Origin of the sequence: Lentilactobacillus sp. TOM.63, from assembly GCF_030361045.1 — a bacterium.
In the GTDB taxonomy this organism is placed as follows: domain Bacteria; phylum Bacillota; class Bacilli; order Lactobacillales; family Lactobacillaceae; genus Lentilactobacillus; species Lentilactobacillus dabitei.
Genome location: NZ_JAUCAP010000043.1, coordinates 1 through 23,072, shown reverse-complemented (window position 1 = coordinate 23,072; position 23,072 = coordinate 1). Strand labels below are relative to the sequence as shown.

Annotated in this window: 24 protein-coding genes, 1 pseudogene and 1 other annotated feature; of the genes and pseudogenes, 23 read left to right on the top strand and 2 right to left on the bottom strand. The window is 43.4% G+C overall.

From position 1 onward, the window contains the following. The first annotated feature begins 336 nt into the window (after positions 1 to 336). The 15 genes and pseudogenes from QUF07_RS09170 to mnmA all read left to right on the top strand — a co-directional run bounded on the left by QUF07_RS09170 (position 337) and on the right by mnmA (position 13,284). The gene (locus QUF07_RS09170; RefSeq protein WP_218043429.1) at positions 337 to 897 is read left to right on the top strand and encodes a CvpA family protein; all 561 of its coding nucleotides are present in this window, start codon (positions 337 to 339) and stop codon (positions 895 to 897) included. Then, complete coding sequence (locus QUF07_RS09165) at positions 881 to 1,567, top strand: matrixin family metalloprotease (RefSeq protein ID WP_217161663.1); 687 nt, start codon at positions 881 to 883, stop codon at positions 1,565 to 1,567. Before QUF07_RS09170 ends, QUF07_RS09165 begins: the two co-directional genes overlap by 17 nt. A 291-nt stretch (positions 1,568 to 1,858) precedes the next feature. After that, positions 1,859 to 2,890: a branched-chain amino acid aminotransferase gene (locus QUF07_RS09160; RefSeq protein WP_217161661.1), complete on the top strand. Its 1,032-nt coding sequence runs from the start codon at positions 1,859 to 1,861 to the stop codon at positions 2,888 to 2,890. Positions 2,891 to 3,226: 336 nt separating this feature from the next. Next, the gene (locus QUF07_RS09155) at positions 3,227 to 4,261 is read left to right on the top strand and encodes a branched-chain amino acid aminotransferase (RefSeq protein WP_289427243.1); all 1,035 of its coding nucleotides are present in this window, start codon (positions 3,227 to 3,229) and stop codon (positions 4,259 to 4,261) included. Between the two features lie 20 nt (positions 4,262 to 4,281). Then, positions 4,282 to 5,136 carry a histidinol-phosphatase HisJ gene (hisJ, locus tag QUF07_RS09150; protein WP_217161657.1) on the top strand — a complete coding sequence of 285 codons (855 nt, stop codon included), beginning with the start codon at positions 4,282 to 4,284 and terminating at the stop codon, positions 5,134 to 5,136. Positions 5,137 to 5,187: 51 nt separating this feature from the next. Next, positions 5,188 to 5,439 (top strand) — a binding site (T-box leader). A gap of 130 nt (positions 5,440 to 5,569) precedes the next feature. Further along, positions 5,570 to 6,709 (top strand): ATP phosphoribosyltransferase regulatory subunit, encoded by a 1,140-nt coding sequence (locus QUF07_RS09145; protein WP_289427242.1) that lies wholly within the window; start codon positions 5,570 to 5,572, stop codon positions 6,707 to 6,709. A gap of 4 nt (positions 6,710 to 6,713) precedes the next feature. Then, the gene (gene hisG / locus QUF07_RS09140; RefSeq protein ID WP_217341956.1) at positions 6,714 to 7,367 is read left to right on the top strand and encodes an ATP phosphoribosyltransferase; all 654 of its coding nucleotides are present in this window, start codon (positions 6,714 to 6,716) and stop codon (positions 7,365 to 7,367) included. A gap of 5 nt (positions 7,368 to 7,372) precedes the next feature. Further along, complete coding sequence (gene hisB / locus QUF07_RS09135) at positions 7,373 to 7,957, top strand: imidazoleglycerol-phosphate dehydratase HisB (RefSeq protein WP_289427240.1); 585 nt, start codon at positions 7,373 to 7,375, stop codon at positions 7,955 to 7,957. Further along, positions 7,957 to 8,583, top strand: coding sequence for an imidazole glycerol phosphate synthase subunit HisH (hisH, locus tag QUF07_RS09130; protein WP_217161649.1), 627 nt, complete (start codon positions 7,957 to 7,959; stop codon positions 8,581 to 8,583). Before hisB ends, hisH begins: the two co-directional genes overlap by 1 nt. Then, the gene (hisA, locus tag QUF07_RS09125; protein WP_217161647.1) at positions 8,561 to 9,289 is read left to right on the top strand and encodes a 1-(5-phosphoribosyl)-5-[(5-phosphoribosylamino)methylideneamino]imidazole-4-carboxamide isomerase; all 729 of its coding nucleotides are present in this window, start codon (positions 8,561 to 8,563) and stop codon (positions 9,287 to 9,289) included. Before hisH ends, hisA begins: the two co-directional genes overlap by 23 nt. Next, positions 9,279 to 10,037, top strand: coding sequence for an imidazole glycerol phosphate synthase subunit HisF (gene hisF, locus QUF07_RS09120; RefSeq protein WP_289427239.1), 759 nt, complete (start codon positions 9,279 to 9,281; stop codon positions 10,035 to 10,037). Before hisA ends, hisF begins: the two co-directional genes overlap by 11 nt. Beyond that, positions 10,034 to 10,366: pseudogene (hisI, locus tag QUF07_RS09115) on the top strand (phosphoribosyl-AMP cyclohydrolase); the annotation flags it as partial. The gene hisF and the pseudogene hisI, both read left to right, overlap by 4 nt. Before the next feature lie 2 nt (positions 10,367 to 10,368). Next, positions 10,369 to 10,689: a phosphoribosyl-ATP diphosphatase gene (gene hisE, locus QUF07_RS09110; protein WP_217161637.1), complete on the top strand. Its 321-nt coding sequence runs from the start codon at positions 10,369 to 10,371 to the stop codon at positions 10,687 to 10,689. Positions 10,690 to 10,963: 274 nt separating this feature from the next. Next, positions 10,964 to 12,043: a histidinol-phosphate transaminase gene (gene hisC, locus QUF07_RS09105; RefSeq protein ID WP_289427237.1), complete on the top strand. Its 1,080-nt coding sequence runs from the start codon at positions 10,964 to 10,966 to the stop codon at positions 12,041 to 12,043. 116 nt (positions 12,044 to 12,159) lie between these two features. Further along, the gene (gene mnmA / locus QUF07_RS09100) at positions 12,160 to 13,284 is read left to right on the top strand and encodes a tRNA 2-thiouridine(34) synthase MnmA (RefSeq protein ID WP_217161633.1); all 1,125 of its coding nucleotides are present in this window, start codon (positions 12,160 to 12,162) and stop codon (positions 13,282 to 13,284) included. Positions 13,285 to 13,570: 286 nt separating this feature from the next. Here mnmA and QUF07_RS09095 read toward each other — a convergent pair whose 3' ends face one another. Beyond that, positions 13,571 to 13,744: a hypothetical protein gene (locus QUF07_RS09095; RefSeq protein WP_217161631.1), complete on the bottom strand. Its 174-nt coding sequence runs from the start codon at positions 13,742 to 13,744 to the stop codon at positions 13,571 to 13,573. A 178-nt stretch (positions 13,745 to 13,922) separates the two neighbouring features. Between QUF07_RS09095 and QUF07_RS09090 the strand changes: the two genes are divergently transcribed. The 8 genes from QUF07_RS09090 (at position 13,923) to QUF07_RS09055 (ending at position 22,400) form a co-directional block, all read left to right on the top strand. Next, positions 13,923 to 14,579 (top strand): histidine phosphatase family protein, encoded by a 657-nt coding sequence (locus QUF07_RS09090; protein ID WP_054749007.1) that lies wholly within the window; start codon positions 13,923 to 13,925, stop codon positions 14,577 to 14,579. Positions 14,580 to 14,588: 9 nt separating this feature from the next. Continuing rightward, the gene (locus QUF07_RS09085; protein WP_217161629.1) at positions 14,589 to 15,338 is read left to right on the top strand and encodes a tetratricopeptide repeat protein; all 750 of its coding nucleotides are present in this window, start codon (positions 14,589 to 14,591) and stop codon (positions 15,336 to 15,338) included. Positions 15,339 to 15,365: 27 nt separating this feature from the next. Further along, positions 15,366 to 17,813, top strand: a complete 2,448-nt coding sequence (gene recD2, locus QUF07_RS09080) for an SF1B family DNA helicase RecD2 (RefSeq protein ID WP_289427236.1) — start codon at positions 15,366 to 15,368, stop codon at positions 17,811 to 17,813. Between the two features lie 76 nt (positions 17,814 to 17,889). Next, a complete protein-coding gene (locus QUF07_RS09075; RefSeq protein WP_289427235.1) occupies positions 17,890 to 18,849 on the top strand; it encodes a ribose-phosphate diphosphokinase in 960 nt (319 codons plus the stop codon). A 28-nt stretch (positions 18,850 to 18,877) separates the two neighbouring features. Beyond that, complete coding sequence (locus tag QUF07_RS09070) at positions 18,878 to 19,867, top strand: aldo/keto reductase (protein WP_217161623.1); 990 nt, start codon at positions 18,878 to 18,880, stop codon at positions 19,865 to 19,867. An 86-nt stretch (positions 19,868 to 19,953) separates the two neighbouring features. Further along, positions 19,954 to 20,961 carry a ribose utilization transcriptional repressor RbsR gene (gene rbsR / locus QUF07_RS09065; protein WP_289427234.1) on the top strand — a complete coding sequence of 336 codons (1,008 nt, stop codon included), beginning with the start codon at positions 19,954 to 19,956 and terminating at the stop codon, positions 20,959 to 20,961. Positions 20,962 to 21,070: 109 nt separating this feature from the next. After that, the gene (gene rbsK / locus QUF07_RS09060) at positions 21,071 to 21,988 is read left to right on the top strand and encodes a ribokinase (RefSeq protein ID WP_289427233.1); all 918 of its coding nucleotides are present in this window, start codon (positions 21,071 to 21,073) and stop codon (positions 21,986 to 21,988) included. A 193-nt stretch (positions 21,989 to 22,181) separates the two neighbouring features. Then, positions 22,182 to 22,400, top strand: coding sequence for a hypothetical protein (locus QUF07_RS09055; protein WP_054749010.1), 219 nt, complete (start codon positions 22,182 to 22,184; stop codon positions 22,398 to 22,400). A 266-nt stretch (positions 22,401 to 22,666) separates the two neighbouring features. Here the strand turns inward: QUF07_RS09055 and QUF07_RS09050 are convergent, their stop codons facing one another. Further along, positions 22,667 to 23,005 (bottom strand): ADP-ribosylglycohydrolase family protein, encoded by a 339-nt coding sequence (locus tag QUF07_RS09050; protein WP_289427244.1) that lies wholly within the window; start codon positions 23,003 to 23,005, stop codon positions 22,667 to 22,669. Positions 23,006 to 23,072 lie beyond the last annotated feature (67 nt).

The following is a 23,072-nucleotide window of genomic DNA, read 5'->3' as shown; positions in this document are numbered from 1 at the left end:
TATTCTAACGAGAAACAAAAAATCTGTCATCAGTAATAGATAAAATCTATTACCAACAACAGATATTGTAGAACCTTACTTTTTTGGCTTAAATTCTGGGATCAGCCGTTTGTCGCAAGTCTTAGAAAGACAAGTTGCATTTATAAACACTTTGCCGACTCATGTCTCAGCCTCTTTTGCATTTCAACTAGCAGCTGGCTAACAGCTTATCTCAAGGTGGTTTATTATAAAAAAATCCTTAAGCTGCGTCCGTCCGGATGCTTTGTGATGAACAGACATGGTAAACTGGAATAACTATTTTTGCGGACTGTTTCAACAATTCTGAAGGGATTCGAAATGATTTTAGATATAATTGTGATTTTAATACTGATTAGTGGATTGATTCGTGGTTATAGAATTGGCCTGATCAAACAATCTGTGCAGGCGGGGTCATTGATACTCGCCTTCATCGTCGCGATGTATTATTTTCAGCCACTCGGAAACTTGATGATTAAGTTGCTCAAACAACTTCAGCTTAAACCTGATATTCAATGGCTATATGTGAGTGATATAATCGCTTTTGTCTTGTTATTTTCGATCACCCAAGCAGTGTATACCAGCCTTGGAAAGCATTTAAATGGTGTGACACGTCTACCTGGACTCCATCTTGGTGACGAATTGCTTGGCTCGGTGATGGGGCTGCTAACCAGATATCTCGTTACTTTTTTTCTGTTAAATATTTTAATCCTATTTCCAATGTCTTGGCTGCAAGATCAGTATCATGAGTCAACCATTTCCCAAACGATCGTTAAAAAGACGCCAATCATTTCTGAATGGCAGTCGCGGCATTTGATCACTCACAGTCGCGCAAAGCAGAAATCGGAGTTGGGGGTGATCAACAATGAAATGGCTAAATAGGTTAGTGGCGGTCATCATTGTTGGGTTGACGGTTAATGTGTTTATTCAACCCGGATCAATGAAAACAATTGGGCGGCAAATTAACAATGCTGTGGATATGCCGGCGATGTTGATCAGTCGGATTCAAAAGACAGCCACTTTGACCCAATCCACTCAGTCGACGACTTCTAAAGCTGATGAAACTCCGATTGAGAGCATTGTTCAAGAACGGCAGCTTTCTAATCATTACGAGTACCGGTTTGCAGCCGGGGTTCCTGCCAAAGCCAGGGCGGTCTTTTTAAAGGCGGTTCACAAATACAACCAGACGGGAATTGTGCGGATCTCACCATTTTCAGATAAAAATAGTACCCAAGCCAATATCATGACTTTTTACGTTTACCGAAAACGGGTTTCGGTCCAAAGTAGTTCTGTGGAATTAGGGCTTGGCGGACCGAAAATTTATCCGCTGCTGGGTGAGCACAACGATGATTTGAATCGAGGAAAGGCCGGCCTCAATATTGAGTATCCACAATCCAGCCTTCAACTTTCTGTTGCCATGCACGAAATCGGTCATGTGTTGGGGTTGGATCATAGCATGAAACGCAGCTCGATTATGTTCCCGATTGACCAGGGAAAAATAACCTTATCAGCCGACGATTTGGCAGCTTTGAAAGCTATTTACAAAAAATAAGATTTCACAATGCACCGTTAGTTTCCTTTTTTGAGCAGAAAAAGGAGATTGACGGTGTTTTTAGGCTATTCTCATCATTGAAATCAAATTCTGTATTGACACACCTTTTTAAAAGCGATAAATTAGATATTAATTAAGAAATGATGATAAACGCATAAGTGACGATCACATGAATTACCTTCTGTAAAGCACAATTCAGAACCTGATTTCTTACATATTTGATACGGGGAAACCATACTTAGCAACTCGTTTATTACCTACTTAATAATATTTTAAGGAGGATCCTGATACATGGCAAAACAAGATGTTAAAGACCTTGATTGGAAAAATTTAGGATTTGAATACAGAGATTTACCTTACAGTTACAATGAAGAATTTAAAGATGGCAAATGGCAAAATGGTGGCTTGACCACCGAATCAACCTTGACCTTGTCAGAAGGTGCCGAAGAGTTGCATTACGGCCAAGAAGTCTTTGAAGGAATGAAGGCTTATCGGACTAAAGATGGCAGTATTAACTTGTTCCGCCCTGACATGAATGCCAAGCGGTTAAATAATTCTGCCAAGCGATTAGTGATGCAAACTTATCCTGAAGACAAATACGTTGCCGCAGTTAAAGAAGTCGTTAAAGCAAACCAAGAATTCGTGCCACCTTATGGATCTGGCGGTTCACTTTACATCCGTCCATTCATGATTGGGACTGAGCCGGTTGTTGGGGTTGCGCCATCAAGCACCTATACATTCCATATCTATGCCACCCCGGTTGGTGCCTATATTAAAGGATTACATCCAATGCCATACATGGTCAGCCAGTACGACCGGGCTGCTTATGCTGGAACTGGTCAAGCCAAGACTGCTGGTAACTATGCTGGTAGTTTGTTACCAGGTAAGGAAGCCAAGAACGCTGGTTTCGCTGGTGAATTATACTTGGACCCACGTGAGCACAAGTATATCGATGAATTTGGCGGTGCCAACTTCTATGCAATTGGTAAAGATGGCAAATTCTACACGCCAAAATCAGATTCAATTCTGCCTTCGATCACGAAGAAATCAGTTTTAACCATCGCCAAAGACTTAGGCTTGGATCCAACTGAAACGCACATTGACGTTAATGATCTTGACGAGTTCACTGAAGCAGGTGCCATGGGAACTGCTGCTGTTATTTCACCAGTTGGTTCATTAACCAACAATGGTAAGAAGCACGTCTTCTACAGTGAAACAGAACCAGGCCCTGTTACTCAGAAGCTTTACGATACCTTGTTTGGCATTCAAGCAGGTGACGTTGAAGATAAGTATGGCTGGGTTGAAAAGGTCGATCTCGACTAAAATAGTCTAAATAAAAAAGGTTGCTTTGTTTAAAATAATCAAAGTGAACAAAACTGGGACGAAGGCGTTTTGATCCCAGAATTTAAATGAAAACGGCAGTGCATTCTGATCTTGGATGCATCGCCGTTTTGTTTAATTTGATATCGAAACATTGAGAAGCAAACCGAACCTAAATACAGCTTCATTGTAATCGTTTACAAAACCATTGACAATTGAAGACACTTGTGGGTAAATACACAAAAATAATTTCAGTTGACAGTGTCTGTTAAAACAATTAGAATGTGAAAAATTGGTTAGACCAACTTAATACGGAAGAATTTTTGAGGAGGAACACTCATGGCAAAAGCAAAACCCGCGTCAGAAATTGATTGGAACAATCTTGGCTTCGAATATATGGACCTGCCTTATCGATTTATTGCTCATTACAAAGACGGCAAATGGGACAATGGCGAACTCAGTGAAGATGGGACGTTACATATTAGTGAGGGATCAATCTCTCTTCATTATGGTCAGGCGGATTTCGAAGGCTTGAAGGCTTATCGAACCAAGGATGGCAGCATTCAGCTATTTCGTCCGGATCAAAATGCCAAACGAATGACCAAGAGTAGTCAACGCCTGTTGATGCCGGCATTCCCAGAGGATCAATTTGTGGATGCTGTTAAACAAGTGGTTAAAGCTAACGCCGATTATGTGCCACCGTACGGCACTAGGGCAACTTTATATTTGCGGCCATTGCTCATTGGGGTTGGCGGTACGATTGGGGTTCATCCGGCTTCTGAGTACATTTTTACCATTTTTGCGATGCCAGTGGGGGCTTACTATAAAGGCGGCTTGAAACCCACTAACTTCACCACTTCCTATTACGATCGGGCGGCTCCCCATGGAACTGGCCAAAGTAAGGTCGGCGGTAACTATGGTGGGAGCTTGTTACCAGGTGACGAGGCTCATAAAGCCGGTTATTCAGATGTCATTTATTTGGATCCGGCAACCCATACCAAAATTGAAGAGGCTGGGTCGGCCAATTTCTTTGGAATTACCGAGGATGGCGAATTTGTGACACCGAAGTCCGATTCGATTTTGCCAAGTATTACGAAATATTCGCTGCTCTGGTTGGCGGAACATCGATTGGGCCTGAAACCAGTTCAGGGGGATGTTTATATCGATGACCTGGATCGGTTTACTGAAGCAGGGGCGATGGGAACCGCTGCTGTCATTGCCCCAATTGGCGGCATCGAATATCAAGACAATTTACATGTCTTTTATAGTGAAACTGAAGTTGGCCCGGTGACCCAGAAGTTATATAACGAGCTGACTGGCATTCAGTTTGGGAATGTTGAGGCACCAGCTGGCTGGATTCAAAAGGTTGAATAAATAAGGAACGAGGCTTTAAGATGCTGAAGCGCGAAGGACATTCACATACCGAATTTTGCTCCCATGGAAGTGGCGATGATGTTGAATTGATGATCCAAAAAGCCATCAAACTGGGCTTTCAAGAATACAGCATTACCGAACATGCGCCACTGCCGCCAGACTTTTCGGCCCATTATGAAGGTCAACCAACTGGTTTGACGGAGGCGTCGATGGCGGCCAGCGATTTGGATGCCTATTTTGCCAAAATGACTCGAATGCGGCAAAAATATGCGGGTCAGATTCAGATTCATATTGGGTTTGAAGTGGACTACTTGCCAGAATTCACCGAATGGACCAAAGATTTTCTGAGTGAATATGGTTCCCAAACGGATGACAATCTATTATCGGTCCATTTTTTGAAGGGCAAAAATAATCACTATTGGTGTGTTGATGATACGGTCGCAGATTTTCAAGAGGGACTGTTAAGTCAGGCAGCCGATTCCCAAGCGCTGTATGTCAGTTATTTTAAGCAAGTCTTAGCTTCGGTGAACGCTGATTTGGGTCAATTTGCCCCTCGGCGGATTGCCCATATGACGTTAATCAAGAAATTTCAAGATTACTTTGATTTGGACCATTCTTTTTCGGTTCAAAATGAACGGTTGATTAACGGCATTCTCCTTGCTGTCAAGGCACAAGGCCGCCAACTTGATTTAAACGCTGCGGGCCTATACAAGGCTTATTGCAATGAACAGTATCCAACTCTGGAAATCATTAAAATGGCTAAATTATTAAAGATTTCATTTGTATATGGTAGCGATGCTCACAGTATTGATGCTGTAGGTCAGGGCTATAATTGCATGGCTTCACTGGTTGCCGGCTATCAAGATCTGGCTTGACTTCGATAAAAAGCGTGGTATTATTAGCTAATAATTAGCAAATCTTAATAAAATAAAGTTTTGATTAGAACAAGTAGCCAGTGAAGAATGACAAGAGAATCCCGTTGCTGTGAAGGGATCATTCTGCTGGTGAACACACATCTATGAACTTAACCGGTTGAACTAAGTAGGCCGATTCGCATGTTTAGCGTTATCAGGGTTGCCACAGCTGTTATGAAAATGACGAGTTGTTGGCAATGTAAGGCATTCTATCGTGAGGTAGGTGCGAATTGAGGTGGAACCGCGATTAATCTCGTCCTCGAAGACTTTCTTAAGCTTCGAAGATGTGATTGATCGCGGCTTTTTCGTTAAGAAGAGGCCACCTTTCAAAGATTTCAATGGACCAGTTATCGATTCAGACAAAAGCAGGCAAACATTCACAGGAAGTGACAGCATGACAAATAAAAATTTACCAAATGGGACTCGGGATGAATTAGGCACGCAAGCCGAAACAAAAGAGGCCATTGAAAACCGATTGTTTAAAGGGTTCCACCGGCGGGGGTTTCGTAAGCTGACGACCCCGGTTCTTGAATATTCAGATGTTTTTAAACCACTGAATGCCGATAATTATCGACCTTACCAGTTATTGGATGAGCAGGGCGAACCGTTAGTACTTCGGCCCGACCTGACTTTGCCAGTTGCCCGGGTAATGAGTACGACTGGCGTGGATTTGCCGGTTAAATGGTATTACGGCGGCGATGTTTTCCGGGTTAAAAAACGGTTATCCGGCAGTTACAATCAATTAACGCAGGCCGGAATTGAAATTGTCGGCTACAAAGGGATTAAGACAGATTGGGAGTGTTTAGTTGTCGCTTTGGCTGGCTGCCAGGAGATGGGCATTCAAGATTTGACTATTGAACTCAGTCACGCCAAGTTCGTTGATGTCGTCATCCAAACATTGGATTTACCTCAGCCGACCAAGGATAGCTTAAAAGCGGCTTTGTATGCGAAAGATTTGAACAAATACAATAGCTTGTGTTCGCCGCTAGCCAACACCGCTTATTCAAAATTCCTAGCTGAGTGGCCCTGGCTCTTTGGTGATTTTGACAAAGCCATGCGATTGGTTAAAACCATGCCGGAGATTGCCGAACTCCATCAGATTATTGACGATTTGACCGCAACCAAGGCTTTCATCAACCAGCAGTTTCCAGATTATAAAGTGGCCCTCGACTTGAGCATTCCGTCTCCGCAAACTTATTACACTGGAATGGCCTTTCGCGGCTTTACCGATAAGTCGGCCGACTATTTGTTCAGTGGCGGCCGCTACGATGATTTGCTGACCAACTTTCAGAAGGTCCATGTGTCAGCCGTCGGGGTCGCATTTGACGTCGATTCGCTGGTTGAACGAACCGTCGTTCAGAGCGAAAAACCAGTGACGCTGATTTATTTTAATCAAGATCAGTGGCAGTTGGCAGAAGCAAAATTACGTGAGTTGAAAAATGCCACGTTGTGTCTGGCAGACAACTTGGCGGCGGCTCAACGTCTTGCCACCAGTACTGGTAGTCAATTAATTGATTTAACAAAAAGCAGGTGAAAAGATGACACCATTAAAAATTGCCCTTACAAAAGGGCGAACAGAAGAGCAGGTCATTCCGTTATTGGAAGCCAGTGGGATCAATTGCGAGGGCGTAAAGAATAAGAAGCGGCGCCTAATTTTTGATGAGGATCCCCGCTATGAAATCATTTTGGTTAAAGGCCCAGATGTATTGACCTATTTGAATAATGGTTCAGTCCAGATTGGAATTGTCGGCAGTGATATTTTAGATGAGCAGCAAAATTCACAGTACGCAATGTTGGATTTAAGCGTTGGTAAATGTCGATTTGTTTTGGCCTCAACCAGCTCATTTAATCCTCAGCAGCCCCGCCGCAAAATCATTGCTACTAAGTATCCCAACATTACCAAACGCTATTTTCAAGGGATCGGCGAAGACGTTGAAATTATCAAAATCGAGGGTTCAGTTGAACTTTCGCCATTGATTGGGTTAGCAGATGCGATCGTGGACATTGTTGAGACTGGCAATACGTTGCGTGAGAACAATTTGCACGTCTATGCCAAACTGCAGCCGGTCAATACCAAGTTGGTTGTGAACCGGTTGGCCTTGCGTCAGTTCCAACCACAAATTAGGGAATTAATTACGAATTTACAACAAGCAGATGCCGACTATGCCAAATCAAATTTAATAAAGGGGTGATTGCGATGAGAGAAGCCACAATTTCCAGAGATACCAAAGAAACCCAGATCGAACTCAGCCTGAATCTTGATAATTATTCAACCATCGACATTGATACGGGGATTGGATTCTTTAACCACATGCTGGATGCGTTTGCCCGTCATGGCCGATTCGGCTTGGTTGTGAAAGCTAAGGGCGACTTGGATGTGGATCCTCATCACACAACCGAAGATGTTGGGATTGCGCTCGGGATGGCTTTAAAAAAAGCCCTTGGAGATAAGGCCGGTATTGAGCGGTTTGGTTCGGCACTGATTCCATTGGACGAGACGTTGAGTCGGGTTGTGATCGATTTATCCGGGCGATCTTACCTGGTATTTAATGCAGAATTTATCAACGACCATTTAGGCGGTTATGACACCGAAGTGACCGAGGACTTCTTCCAAGCGTTTGCCTTCAATGCGGAGCTTAACTTGCACGCCGAAGTGCTTTATGGCAGAAATACCCATCACAAAATTGAAACGCTGTTTAAAGCCCTTGGCCGGGCATTAAGAGCTGCCGTGACACTAAATCCTGAAATTAAGGGGATTCCATCTACCAAGGGGGTCATCTAATGATCGTGATTATTGATTACGATACGGGTAATACTCGAAATGTCAAAAAGGCGTTGGACTATTTGAATCTTGAAAATGAGCTGACTGCTGATCATAAAAAGATTTTAGCTGCAGATGGCCTGATCCTACCTGGCGTTGGGGCCTTTCAAAAAGCGATGGATTCTTTAAATGAGCGAAAATTGGTTCCGATCATTCAAACGGCTGCCGAGCGGGGCATTCTGATTTTGGGAATTTGTTTGGGGATGCAGTTGTTATTTGATAAGAGCTTGGAATTCGGCGAAACCAATGGATTAGGAATTATTCCCGGAGAAGTGGTGCCAATTCCTGAAAATCTTGGTGTCAAAGTGCCTCACATGGGGTGGGATAAAAACCGAGCCGTTCAAGCCGATCCGCTGGCAACCGTCTTTGATGATCAATTTACCTATTTCGTTCACTCATACTATGTCGCGACTGATAAGGCCAAAATAGTCGCCACAGTTGATTATGGGGTCCAAATTCCAAGCATTGTGCGTCAAGATAACGTCATTGGGATTCAATTTCACCCCGAAAAAAGCGGTCAAGTGGGATTGGCTGGGTTAACAAAATTTAAGGAGATGATTCAAAATGAAGATTATTCCCGCAATTGATTTAAAGAGTCAACAGAGCGTTCGGCTCTACCAAGGCGATTTTAGCAAAACAACCGTTATTAATCGCTCGCCGCTCGATCAGGCACTGGCAATCGAGAAGGCTGGGTTAACTAATCTTCATTTGGTCGATCTCGATGGTGCAAAGTCTGGCCAGCCAGTTAACCGATCAATCATTAAAGAAATTTGTGAACGAACCAAGCTTGCCGTCGAAGTGGGCGGCGGAATCCGCTCACTTGCACAAATTAATGATTATCTGACATCTGGTGTTTCCAGAGTCATCTTAGGTTCGGCGGCGCTGAATGATCCTGAATTGGTTCAAGAGGCGATTGCCCAATTTGGCGCCGACCAAATTGTGGTTGGCATCGACGGCAAAGATGGGCTGGTAGCCGTTTCCGGTTGGTTGGAACAAAGCACGGTTAAAATGGCCGAACTCATGGCTTCAATGGTTGCATTCGGCGTTAACAGCTTCGTGGTGACTGATATATCTCGTGATGGCACGATGGGTGGTCCCAACGTCAATCAATTAGGTGAGTTGCAAGCCAAGTTTCCAACGGCGACAATGATTGCCTCTGGTGGCATCCGCAACGTTTTTGACTTAAATCAATTGGCGGCTGCCAATATTAAAGCCGCAATCGTTGGCAAGGCAATGGCGACTGGTGACCTGCCTTTAGCAACTTTAGCGGAGGTGGATGCCAATGCTCGCTAAACGGATTATTCCCTGTTTGGATGTCGATCATGGTCGGGTGATGAAAGGGGTCAATTTTGTAAACCTCAAAGACGTTGGCGATCCGACTCAAATTGCGGCGGCTTATCAAAAACAGGGCGCCGATGAATTGGTATTTCTGGACATCTCCGCGACCAATGAAGGGCGTAAAGCCATTGTTGAAACGATTGAAGCCGTTGCCAGCCAAGTGTTTATGCCTTTGACGGTTGGCGGTGGCATTCACAGTGTTGCCGACATGCAAAATTTGTTGAAGGCTGGGGCGGATAAAACGGCGGTTAATTCCGCCGCGGTTAACAATCCTGAATTAATTACTCAAGGCGCGAAGAAATTTGGCAGCCAATGTGTGGTTTTAGCAATTGATGCCAAATGGAATCCTGAAGCAAATCAATATGATGTTTACGTTAATGGCGGCAGAAAGAAAACTGATTTGGATGCAATTAAGTGGGCTAAGCAAGGGGTTGCCCGGGGTGCCGGCGAGTTGCTTGTGACCAGCATGGACAAGGACGGGACCAAGAGCGGCTTTGATATTAAGCTCTATCAGGAACTAACCAAGGCAGTTAATGTCCCAATCATCGCTTCCGGTGGTGCCGGAAATATCCAAGATTTCACCGACGTATTTTTGGCAGCCAACGTCGATGGCGCGCTTGCTGCTTCAGTTTTTCATTTTGGCGAGTTAACCATTGCAGACGTCAAAGGCCAGCTAAGCCAAAATGGGGTGATCGTACGTTAAAACCAGATTTTGAAAAATACCCAGACCGTTTGGTGCCAACCATTGTCGTTGATGACCAGACGGATCAAGTATTGATGATGGCCTATATTAATGAAGAAAGTTATCAATTAAGCTTAAAAACGATGCAAACGTGGTTTTGGTCACGAAGTCGAAAAGCGTTGTGGCATAAGGGTGAAACTAGTGGCAATACCCAGCAAATCGTGGCCATCCAAATTGATTGTGATGAAGACACGTTACTAATGCGGGTAATTCCAGCGGGACCTGCATGTCATACGGGGCACACGAGTTGTTTCTATAGAACAGTTGTCGATAAGAACCAGGAGGAATAGCCATGCAGAATTTAGATGAATTATATGAATTAATTTTAGATCGAAAAAACAATCCGAAGCCGGGTTCATACACAGAGTACCTGTTTAATAAAGGACTGGATAAAATTTTGAAAAAAGTCGGTGAGGAGTCGACTGAGGTGATTGTCGCCGCAAAAAATGACTCAGATCCGGATTTTATCTTGGAAGTTGCAGATTTGGTATACCATGTGGAAGTTTTGATGGCCCAAAGAGGAATTACGCCAGACCAAATTAAAAAGGAGTTGGCAAGCAGGGAAGGTAAAAAAAGTTTGACGAAGGATCGGGCGGAGATTCAAAAATGGTAGAGTGTGGATCCAAGCGGTTGGCAATCGAAACACATTTCGGTAGTGTGCGAAGCAATGCGGTTGGGAGTCGGAGCATAAGCCGCCGCCAACAGAAATCCCGGTTTTGGGGATTTGTGTTGGTGGTGCTTATGAGCAGACTCCTGCATTGCAGAGTACGATTTCGCTACGTCGCCAAAGAACGATAGCTCAATCCGCATCTCACCCAAACATTGCCACTGCCACCACAATCTGTTACGGTACAACCAATCATTATTTACTAAAATTGGAGGCTCCTATGGTTAAAGAAACTGTCAAACACTTAAATCCGTACGTTCCGGAGATGACGTTAGCGGAACTAAAAAAACAACGTGGGCTCGATAAGCTGGTGCGTTTATCAGCGAATGAAAATGCGTTTGGAACGTCTCCTGATGTTGCCAAAGCATTGGACAAATGGCATTATGCCGATTCAAATTTATATCCCGATAGTAACGCCGAAGAGTTGCGGTCAAGCATGGCTACCAGATTTAATATCAGTCCCGATAACCTGATTTTCGGAAATGGGTTGGACGAAATTATTGAGTTACTCAGTCGGGTCATTTTACAACCGGGTGATGAGGTGCTGGATCCGGCGCCAACTTTTTCTGAATATCAGCTGCATGCTCAGATTGAAGGGGCTAAAATTCGAACGGTTGACCTTGATGAATCCGGTCGAATTAATCTTTCGGCCATGAAACGCGAGGTTGATGAAAAGACCCGGATGGTCTGGATCTGTAACCCCAATAATCCGACTGGAACCTTCATTTCGCCCAAAACCATCCAAAGCTTTTTGGCTGATCTTCCGGACACGGTAACGGTCATTGTAGATGAAGCCTACATTGACTTTACAGGTGATAAACACGCATCAGTCATTCAACTAACCAAGCAATATGCCAATTTGGTGGTGTTGCGGACATTCTCCAAAGCCTATGGGCTGGCAAACTTTCGGGTTGGCTTTGCCGTGTGTGGGTCGCCGTTGATCGATTATCTGCAGGCTGCCCGGTTGCCATATAATTTGAGCACCTTTGCAGAAATTGCGGCGACTGCGTCATTTAAAGACACCGATTTTGTGGATCAAGTCGTTGAAACAGTCATTGCCGAACGAAAAAAATGGGAACACTTTTTGATGAAAGCAGGGCTTCCTTTCTATGATTCTGCTGCTAATTTCATTTTCTTTCAGGTTAAGAATGGTGATTCCAAGGGACTTCATGAATACCTGCTTTCAAATGGTTATCTGTTAAGGGACGGGTTGCGAGACGGCTGGTTGCGGGTGACAATTGGCAAGCCAGAGGATAATCAGGCTGTCCAAGAATTGATAACCAAATTTCTAGTCAGCTAATTTCTACTTATTAATTGTGGCAATCATTTCGAGAATGAGTTAGTATAAAGTTTACTGGAAATTACGACCTTCAACTCGTGGATTCTCCAGAATCTAATTGAAATGATGGTGGTTTTATGCAAGACAACAGTCAAACTCGGGTTGTTGTTGGGATGAGCGGTGGCGTCGACTCTTCAGTTGTCGCCTATTTGCTCAAACAACAGGGATACGATGTGATTGGCGTTTTCATGAAGAATTGGGATGATACTGATGAAAACGGCGTATGTACTGCAACTGAAGACTATAAAGATGTTGCTAAAGTCGCTAATACGATCGGCATCCCATATTATTCTGTTAACTTTGAAAAGGAGTATTGGGACCGCGTGTTCACGTACTTTTTGGATGAGTATAAAAAAGGCAGAACTCCCGATCCAGATGTCATTTGTAATAAGGAAATCAAGTTCAAAGCATTTTTGGATTATGCTTTGGAATTGGGTGCCGATTACATCGCAACCGGGCACTATGCCCAATTAACTCGTGATGAAGATGGTCATAATCATTTGTTGCGGGCGACTGATGGCAACAAAGATCAGACCTATTTCTTGAGTCAACTTTCCGCAGATCAGCTTGACCGCGTGATGTTTCCAATTGGTAACATGGTCAAGCCGGATGTTCGAAAGATTGCCCGAGAAGCTGGATTGGCAACAGCCGACAAGAAAGATTCTGTTGGTATTTGTTTCATTGGCGAGAAAAACTTCAAGAACTTCTTAGGCCATTACCTGCCAGCAACGCCTGGTAAGATGATGACGGTCGATGGCGAAGTGAAAGGCCAGCACGATGGCTTAATGTATTACACGATTGGCCAGCGCCGTGGTTTAGGAATTGGCGGTGATGGGGTTGATAACCAACCTTGGTTTGTTGTCGGCAAGGACTTAAAGCAAAACATCTTATACGTCGGCAAGGGGTACCATAATCCTTTGCTATATGCAGATTATCTTGAGGCTTCAGATATTCACTGGGTTAATAACTTGGATCGTGGTCAGGACTTCCATTGTACTGCCAAGTTCCGTTATCGCCAAAAAGATACTGGTGTGACTGTTCATATCAGTGATGATGGTCAGTCGGTCCGGGTAGATTTCGATGCCCCAGTCCGCGCAATCACGCCGGGCCAAGCGGTTGTCTTCTATGATGGCGACGAGTGTTTGGGATCGGCCATTATTGACGCGGCTTATAAGCAGGCCAAGGAGTTACAATACGTCTAGTGAAATTGATTTTTAAGCTAGACCCTTTATTAATTTATATTTTAGGCTTTTAAAACTAGCAGACTGAGACAATAGGCGTTTTGATCCCAGAATTTAACGAGAAAACCAGTTATTCCTGATGTTGGAATAACTGGTTTTCTCGTTAAATGGCCGGGATCAGCCGCTTGGCGCAGCTTTTATCTGAGTATCAGTGGTGATCCAAATGATGATCACTGATTGGAAAGCAACATGTGTCTCCGGTCCCTTTTTCCTAGATTCAAAATATGACGGTGCAACGCCAATAAATTTAATTCTCAATTTTTCTCCGCCAGCTAAATTGAACAATTGCCGCGACAAACAAGAGGAAAACTGCGAGCCCAGCAAAAGTGCTGCCAACTGTTAGGGCAGTCTCCAAGTTGTCGAAGAAGTCACTTTTTGAACTGTCAGCATGTTCTTCGTTCCTCGCTGATAAATGATTCATTGGCGGTTACGCCCAACGTCTCATTCAGAAAAATGTCAAGATTGTTGGACATTTATTTCGTCATTAATTGATTAACTGTTTTTCAGGATATCTTCAGATTTTTTGCTTTAACGTTTTGAATTTACAGCCCTTTCCTGTCATAATGTAAGAAGTAAAATGAGTTTTGGAGGAATGAAATTTGACTAAGTTGTACTTTGTTCGTCATGGAAAAACTGAATGGAACCTTCAAAGTCGTTATCAAGGTGCAGGCGGTGACTCGCCATTACTTCCCCAAAGCTATGAAGAAATGAATTTGCTTGGAAAGCATCTATCGAAAATTGTTTTTAATCACATTTATGCTAGCCCAATTAAACGCGCTCGGGTGACAGCAACGACCATTAATCGCCGGCTGAAAAAGCACCCACCGATTTCGCTGTTGTCCCGATTGGAAGAATTTCATCTTGGCAAGATGGAAGGAATGAAATTCGAAGATGTTAAGCGGCTGTATCCGGAAGATTTCGAGGATTTTCGCAACCACCCAGACCTGTATGATCCAAAAGAAATTGGCGGCGAAAGTTATCAAGAAGTCATTGACCGGATGACCCCAGCCATTGTTAATATTGTGCAAAATAATCCTGAGGGCAACGTGTTGATTGTAAGTCACGGGGCAGCCCTGAATGCCGAAATGAACGCATTGCTGGGGGTGCCTTTGGCTGACTTGAGAAAACGAGGTGGCTTGGCGAATACCAGCACCACCATCTTGGAGAGCCAAGATTCTGGCAAAACCTTTCAATTGATTGATTGGAATGACACCAGTTATTTGAACAGAAAATTGGATGAAACAGATCTAGTCTAGGTGATAAACATGACAGAGAATAGTTCAGATAAAGTAAAAAAATTACAAGAAAAAAATCGTGAAAATCAACGTAACTATACCAAAAAGCGTGAGCAGGAAGAGAAAAAAGCCCACAAGTTGGTTCATGACCTGGTCCAAAAGATTGACAATGAACCCAAGAATTACCGTCATTATTACGAATTGGCAACATTGTTGGTTGAAGGCAAAGACTATGAACAAGCTGAAGAGCTATTGATGAAGGCGCTTGGATTATTTAAGGATAGCGGCGACGATGTGATTGATACCCTCAAGTTTGGGTTGGGTAACGTCTACTACGCTGCCCAAGAATACGATAAAGCAATCAAGATTTTTCAGGAAATTAATGATACCAAGCTTCAAGCTGAAGCCTATGCCATGTTGGCGCAAAGTTACATGGCAAAGGGCGACAATAAGCGGGCAATGGTATTTGCGTTATCTGCCCAGAGTGGTAAACGTGACGACCCGTCCATCAATGAAATGATTGGCGATAATTTGTTGGCCTTGGGGAATTTTGCCCAAGCCGGGGAATTTTACGACAACGTATTGAAAACTGAACCGCAGAACGGTAAAGCCAACTTCAATCGGGGCTTGGTGGCCATGGTTAACGGTGAGGACTTCGACAAGTATTTCAAGACCGCCAAACAAAGTGATCCGGACTACTTCAAACGTGGCCAGCAAAAGCTTAAGGATATCGAAAAAGTCGTTCAAATGAACAAATCGAAGGATCATGATTCTAAGTAGTCATGATGTTATGTGAGGAGGGATGGCGTGGACCGCTCGGTAGATTTATTTGATTCAGATAATCATCACGACGAGGCAAAATATGTAGATGGTCGGCTCAAGGCCATCTTCTTTTCCAGTAACGACAGCTTCTATAAGGTTGTCCTCGTTGAAATCACTGATACCAACATTAATTGGCCGGAAGACGAGATTGTCGTCACCGGCAATTTTGGTGATTTGGTAGAAGAAAACAGCTATCATTTTACCGGCAAACTCATTGACCATCCGCGTTATGGCAAACAGTTTCAAGCAACCAACTATACAAGTCTGATTGCGACAACTAAGGATGGGGTCATCAAGTACTTATCCGGCGATCAATTTCCTGGGGTTGGTCGCAAAACAGCTGAGCGGGTAGTTGATGCGTTGGGTGAGGATGCGATTGAAAAGATCAACGCTGACGGACGGGTCTTGGATGCTGTGCCGATCAGTCAGAAGCTCAAGCATGCGATTATCGATAATTTGACCGTGGATGATAATCTGGAGAAGGTCATCATTGGCTTGAACAGTTATGGCTTTTCCAGTTCGATTGCTTCAGCAATTTACCAAAAGTATCACGAAGATGCCCTGAAAATTATTTCTGAAAATCCCTATCAATTGGTTGAAGATATTGATGGTATCAGTTTCCGGAAGGCTGATTCGATTGCCTTAAAATTAGGCATGGTTCCGGATGCCAACGAACGGATCCGAGCTGGCTTGATGTATGCCATCGATGAATTGTGCTTACGAAATGGCGATACGTATACCACGACTGCACCGTTAGTTGCCATGGCAGCCAGCGTACTGGAAGGCAATTCCAACCAAAAGATTCCCGGCAAAAAGTTAGCTGAATCAATGGTTGAATTAGCAAAGGAAAATAAGATTGTCGGCCAAGATGATCGAATTTATTTAACGCGTTTGTATACGGCTGAAGTTCAAATTGCCGAACACATCAACCGAATTATCAAGAATAAGGATGACAATGAGTTTGATGATGCTGCAATCAAAAAGCAGCTTAAAAGTGTTGAGAGACAGTTCGATATCACTTACGATGACTCCCAAGTTGCCGCCATTGTGCAGGCAATTCAATCACCGGCATTTATTCTAACTGGGGGTCCCGGAACAGGGAAAACAACGATCATCAACGGAATTGTCAACACCTATGCGCGGCTCCATGAACTTTCGCTGGATGTTAATTCTTATAAGGACAGCAATTTCCAAGTTGTCCTAGCTGCACCAACTGGTCGAGCTGCCAAACATATGTCGGAATCAACGGGGCTGCCGGCCAGTACCATTCATCGTCTGCTAGGCTTAAATGGCCGTGAATCAAATGACGCTGATCCCACCAAGGATATTGAGGGAAACTTACTGATCATTGATGAAATGTCAATGGTTGATACTTATCTGTTTCGCTCGTTGGTCCGCGCAGTTCCAAACCACATGCAGGTTGTGCTGGTTGGGGACCAGGATCAATTGCCGTCAGTCGGGCCAGGACAAGTATTTCACGATTTACTGGTGTCCAAACAAATTCCGGCCATGCAACTGGATACGATTTATCGCCAGGAAAAGGGGTCGTCGATTATTCAGTTGGCCCACGATATTCACAGCGGCAAACTATCACCGAATTTTGCGGAAAATCAGTCCGATCGATCGTTTATTCCTTGTCGGGACAATCAGATTCCCTCAGTTATTGAACAGGTGACTAAGCGAGCCAAGCAAAAGCAGTTTGGCTTGATGGATGTTCAGGTACTGGCACCGATGTATCGTGGCAATGCTGGAATTGACCACTTAAATGATATTGTGCAAGAAGTCTGGCAGAATAAGCCTGCTAAAAAAGTTGTGACGATTCGCGAGCATGTCTATCGCATTGGTGACAAAGTGCTCCAACTGGTGAATAATCCTGAGCAAAACGTGTTCAACGGTGATATTGGGATTATTGTGTCGATGGAAACGGTCAAGGACCAAAAGTCACCCACAAAGATTACAATTGATTTTGACGAGACTGAAGTCACTTATGACAAAAGTGAGTGGAGTCAATTCACTTTGGCTTACTGTACGTCGATTCATAAAGCTCAGGGTAGTGAATTCAAAATGGTGATTTTGCCGATTGTTCATCAGTATTCGCGAATGCTGCAACGAAATTTACTCTACACAGCTGTCACGCGAGCAAGCGATTTCTTAATTATGCTTGGCGAACAAGCCGCCTTTGAACAATGTGTCAGAAGCGTTTCGGTCAACCGGCGGACTAGTTTAGTGAAGCGATTGGTGGATGCAATTGGGCGGCCAACGAATCATCCGGTGGGAACTGATGAACTTGACAAGCAATTGGACGGAGAACAAGAACGGACGAAAGTAGACGCCCCCGCTGCCCCTAATCATTTAACCATTTCAGTAATCAATAATAACGAAATTGATCCAATGATTGGCATGGGGAGTACCTCGCCAAAAGATTTTATGTGATTCTCGCACAAAATTGTACAATTTAACCCTGGGATTATGGTAATATTTAGTTAAACAAGAATATTTGGAGGACATCATGACCGAGTTGAAATCGCATCCTAAATTAAAGTTGTTTTCTCTCAATTCAAATCGTCATTTGGCAGAAGCCATTAGTAAAAAGGTTGGCGTGCCATTAGGTAAAGCTACCGTTGAAAAATTCAGTGACGATGAAATTAAAATCAGTGTTGATGAAAGCATTCGTGGTGACGAAGTTTACGTCATCCAGTCGGTTTCAGACCCTGTCAATTCTAACTTGATGGAATTGCTGATTATGGTCGATGCTTTGCGACGAGCAAGTGCAGCCTCGATTAATGTTGTGATCCCATATTACGGTTATTCAAGAGCTGACCGAAAGGCGCGTTCCAGGGAGCCAATTACCGCTAAGCTAGTTGCATCATTCTTTGAAATGGACGGTGTTGACCGGGTTGTGACCCTTGACCTGCATGCCGACCAGATTCAAGGGTTCTTCAATATTCCCGTCGATCATTTAAAGGCCGACACGCTATTGGCCCACTATTTTACCGAAAAGCATTATGATTCGGATCTAGTCGTTGTTTCCCCTGATCATACGGGAGTTTCTCGGGCAAGAAAGTTTGCTGAACTGTTGAAAGCACCCATTGCGATTATTGACAATCGATCGCCAGAAGATTCCACAACCGTTCCAGAATCCGTGATTGGAAATGTTCGTGGGAAACGGGCAATTATTGTGGATGATATGATTGATACCGCATTTAAGCTGACAATTGCAGCAGAAACGCTGAAGAAAGCCGGGGCAACTGACGTTTATGCGATTGCCACCCATGCGGTATTCTCAGGAGATGCCCAAAAGCGGCTGCAAGATTCTCAAATTGAAAAGGTCATTGTGACCGATTCAATTAGTATTGCCAAAGAAGACCAATTTGAAAAGTTGGAAGTTGTTTCAGTTGGTGATTTATTTGGTGAAGCAATTTCACTGATTCATAATCAAAAATCAGTTGGCAAGCTCTTTGGCAGATAAAAAATTTATTGTGAAGGTGATTTGATTTATGTATAAGGCAAATGACGATCGTTATGAAAACGCAGTAGTACGAAGGGCGGGCAACTCTGGTCTTCAATTACCAGCATTATCGTTTGGATTGTGGCACAGTTTTGGCGATGATGCCAACTATGGCGACAGTGAGAAAGTCATGTTGAAAGCCTTTGACTCCGGTATTTTCTGTTTTGATAATGCATTTAACTACGGGCCCAGTGCAGGAGCTGCCGAGCGCATGTTTGGCGAAGTTTATCGGGCAAACTTGAAACCCTATCGTGATGAATTAGTGATTACCACGAAGGCTGGCTTCAATATGTGGCCTGGCCCTTATGGGAACTTCTCTTCCCGAAAGACTTTGATTAATGCCTTGGATGGAAGCCTGAAGCGGATGGGCCTTGACTACGTTGATATTTACTACAGTCATCGATTTGACCCTAATACCAGCTTGGAAGAAACGGCTAACGCCTTAGACAGCATCGTGCGTTCCGGTAAGGCCCTTTATATTGGGATTTCTAATTATAATGCCGAACAGACCAAAGAAATTACCAAGTATTTCAATGAACTTCACACACCATTTGTGGTCAACCAAGCTTCGTATAACATGCTAAATCGGGGTGTCGAAGATGATGGCCTTATTGATACCCTTGCCAGTGAAAACAAGGCATTGGTTGCTTATGGCCCATTGGCCGAAGGGTTATTGACCGATAAATACCTGAATGGGATGGATGATGACGTTAAGATCCATTGGAGTAATGAATTTGTCATCAAGCACGGCAAGGATGAACTGGTTAAGAAACTTAATGAGCTGAATGATTTGGCTAAGAATCGTGATCAGAATCTGGCTCAGATGTCGCTTGCTTGGCTGCTGCATGATAAGACGGTTGCCAGTGTAGTGACTGGGGCTTCCAAAGTAAACCATCTTGAAGATAATCTTAAAGCACTTAAGAATCTTGATTTCACCAATGATGAGTTAGCTGAAATTGATAAGATTGTTAAGGAATAAATCAAATAGTTTGCTGGGGTGCTGGGACAAAACGGGTGTTTTGATTCAAGCACCCCACATTTGTAAGCTATGAATGGAGAATTGTCATGACTAAAAAAGTAACAATTACTGATCTTGCTCACAAGGCGGGGGTTTCGGTTACCACTGTGTCCCAAATTTTGAACAGTAAACAGGATCGATTTAGCGACAAAACTGTTGAAAAGGTGCATCGACTTCAACGGGATATGGGCTATGTACCGGATTTTAATGCTCAAAGCTTAATCAAAAAAAGTGGCCGAACCATTGGGGTGCTTCTCCCTAATATCAATAATCCTTTTTTCAGCCGTTTCTTGAGGGGAATTGAAGCCACTGCCATGGAGCATGACTATGTCCCGCTTATTTTTGGCTCTAATAACAGTGAAACCCTTGAGAGCCACTATCTACTTGAATCTATCAGGCGCACTGCAGATGGCATGATAATCGCTTCTGCAGTGTCTGATCTTAACTATATTGATAAAATTTTGAGTCAAAACGAAGTGCCATACCTGTTGGTTGATCAAGCGCCAGTTGTGGAGGGCGACCAAATCAACGCCAACAATTACCAAGGCGGCTCATTATTGGCCGAATATCTGTTGGAAAAAGGCCATCAAAATGTGGTCGTTGTTGCAGATTCTAATCCAACATTGAATATGGAACATCGATTGGCTGGCTTTTTAGAAACGTTCAAAAAAGCTGGACAGCCAATTTCCAATGATCATATTGTTAAAACCGATCTCACGAAAATGGGCGGTTATCAAGTAACCCAACAAGTCATTAAGATGAAGCCAACCGCTATTTTTGCGATTAATGATGAAATTGCGATTGGCCTTTACCGCGGGATCCATGAAGCTGGCTTAAACGTGCCAGCTGACATTTCAGTGGTTGGCTACGATGATATTGATTTAACCGAATACATCAGTCCTAAATTGACCACGGTCCACCAGGCAGCCTTTGAAATGGGGCAGCATTCCGCCGCAATGATTATTGAGCGGATCGAAAATCGCGATGAGCCAATTCAAAGCGTCACTCTGCCAGTTAAGCTGGTTGAACGTGAAAGTGTGAAGAAGATTAACTAACGAATCATCCGAATAAAAAGCTTGTTAAACCCTTTCAGCTCTGATAGAATCATTGGTGAAAGGTTTTACTTACTAATCTAAACACTTAAAAGAATAAGAGGAGCGTAACATGACAAATAAAGTTGTTGTTCTTGGTAGTTTAAACGTTGATACCACCCTGCATATTGCCCAGATGCCAAAACCGGGCGAGACAATCAGTGCAAAAAGTAAAACGAACTCTGCCGGTGGTAAGGGTGCCAATCAAGCAGTTGCTGCAGCAAGATCTGGTGCCACTACCAGCTTTATTGGTCAGGTTGGCCGGGACAGCAATGGTCAATTTATGATTGATGCGTTAAAGCATGACGATATTAATGTTGATCACATTAATGTTGACGAGGCGGATGGCACCGGTTCAGCGGTTATTTTGCTCGATGAACATGGTCAAAACAGTATTATGGTATATGGTGGGGCAAACCAAGCAATGAAGTCGGCAATTATTGCCGACAGCGAATCGTTGATTGAGGGGGCAGATATGCTCATCTCAGAATTTGAAACCCCACAGGAAGTGACGCTGGCGGCCTTTAAATTAGCCAAGAAGCATGGGGTAACCACGATTTTGAACCCGGCACCGGCTTCACAATTAATTGCTGGTTTGGCAGAAGTGACGGATTTGATTGTTCCAAATGAAACCGAAAGTGCTTCACTGACTGGGGTTGAAGTCACTGACACTGCTTCGATGGCTGCCAATGCCGATAAGTTTACTAAAATGGGGATTAAGAATTTAATTATTACCGTTGGTGATCGAGGGGCTTATTATCATACCCCGGCTGACGACGGTTTCGTGCCAGCATTCAAAGTTCATGCGCAAGATACGACTGCTGCCGGAGATACTTTTATCGGCGCATTAAGTTCACAAATAAATAAGGATCTTTCTAATATTGAAGATGTCCTAACTTATGCCCAAAAAGCCTCATCAATTACGGTTCAACGGTTGGGAGCGCTCCCGTCAATTCCCAAAAAACAAGAAATTGAAAACAAATATAAATAAAAGTTATCGATAAAATTAGATTAACATTTAGCGCTAAATTCATTTTTAGTAAAGTGTTGCTTTAGGTGAAATTATCTGGTAGTATATCCAATCGTTAGCAGGAAATGATTAAGAAATACCTAACATTTCCTTGTGAGAAGTTTAAATTCGATGGAATTACAATTTAATTTTACATTCAAAGGGGTTTATAGCTATGAGTAATAAGTTAGAAATTCTTAAAGAGTACCAACAAGCATCAAACAAGCTAAGTGAGTTAAAAGATCAAGAAGCACAGTCTGTGCATTCACAGGCAACCGGTACCAGCGATACAGTTGTGATTCGACCACAATTTGGTAATGAAATGAAGCACTTGAATCAAGAGTGTATGCAGTTAAACATGATTTTGGAAGCAATGGATGCTTCTGAGGATTAACCTTTAATTAAAGAGGTTCATAGATTGAATAGGGCTGGGCAATTGATGATTGCTTGAAGCTCTATTTTTTCTTAGTTAAATTAAGTCAGCTTTGATGGTCCCAGCTCTGAAATGAGTGGTGCAATTGACCGTTTCTGGGTCTGTCGAGGGGGAAGCTACTTCGAAAATTGATGCTAAATTAATATCAAACGGAACGCCCGCCAAAATCCTAGTTCTGATTTTGGCGGGCGTTCCGTTTGATAACTAAGTTATTTTTCTCTGTAATCTCAAAAATATTTTGATAATAACGCTGAAGATACCGCTACTTTGATCTGATTACGCCCTTTAAGCTCGTTTAACCATAAAGTTACCGGAGCGAACAATAAGGACGCTAACATCGACGTTATGGAGCCGATTGTGTCCGCATCGTTTCCCAAGTTGACTGCTCGGGTAACGGCCACCGAATATTGCTCGGAATTCATCAGACACCAAAAGACCGAATTCAGGGTATCAATCACGTATGGTGAACTTTCAATCAAATTGCTTGGCTGCCTTAAGAAATGGGGGTCTTCAAGCTGTGAAAAGAGATCAGCATCCTCGGCGAATTCTTCTTTGGTTTGACCTATACCCCCAAAGTTAAAGTAAAAACTTTAGCTTTGGAGGTATTTTTTATGACTAAGATTTCAAAAGAAA